Origin of the sequence: Paraburkholderia sp. EG286B (genome assembly GCF_040965655.1) — a bacterium.
GTDB lineage: Bacteria > Pseudomonadota > Gammaproteobacteria > Burkholderiales > Burkholderiaceae > Paraburkholderia.
The window spans coordinates 1-445 of the sequence record NZ_JBFRCF010000170.1; the positions used below are offsets into that span (position 1 = coordinate 1).

At 56.0% G+C, this 445-nt stretch carries 1 pseudogene; it reads right to left on the reverse strand.

Going from position 1 to position 445, the window contains the following annotated elements:
* Window positions 1-232, reverse strand: a pseudogene (locus AB4Y42_RS44255) (hypothetical protein); the annotation flags it as partial.
* Window positions 233-445: the final 213 nt, after the last annotated feature.

The following is a 445-nucleotide window of genomic DNA, read 5'->3' on the forward strand; positions in this document are numbered from 1 at the left end:
GAGCTCGCCTCATCTTTTCGACAAGACGGCCAAGCAATGTCAGCACATCATCTTCAGGTTCGCCCATGGTCCGGAATTCGTAACCGGCACGGACGTCTTCGCGAAGTTCGAACGCGTCCAGGACGATCATGTCTGGGCCCAGCAAACGCATCTGGCAATGAAACCGATGGGAGTCGCCCGCGGAATCGATCATGTCGATCGGATCCAGGCGCACGTTTTCGAGATCGGTCATGCCATATCGCCGTGCCACCTCGGCATTGAAGCATTGGGTGCAGAGCAGTCGGTGACCAGTTTCCGTGGAGCCGTAATGGATCACATCGTAAGCTGCCGTGGGTTGGGAGCACTGTTCGCATCTTTCCTGAGTCATGCAGAATTCTCCCGTCGACGAACCTGCTTTCCAGGGTTGGGCATGGGTACGTAGGCGATGCAGTTTAGAAGGTTGATG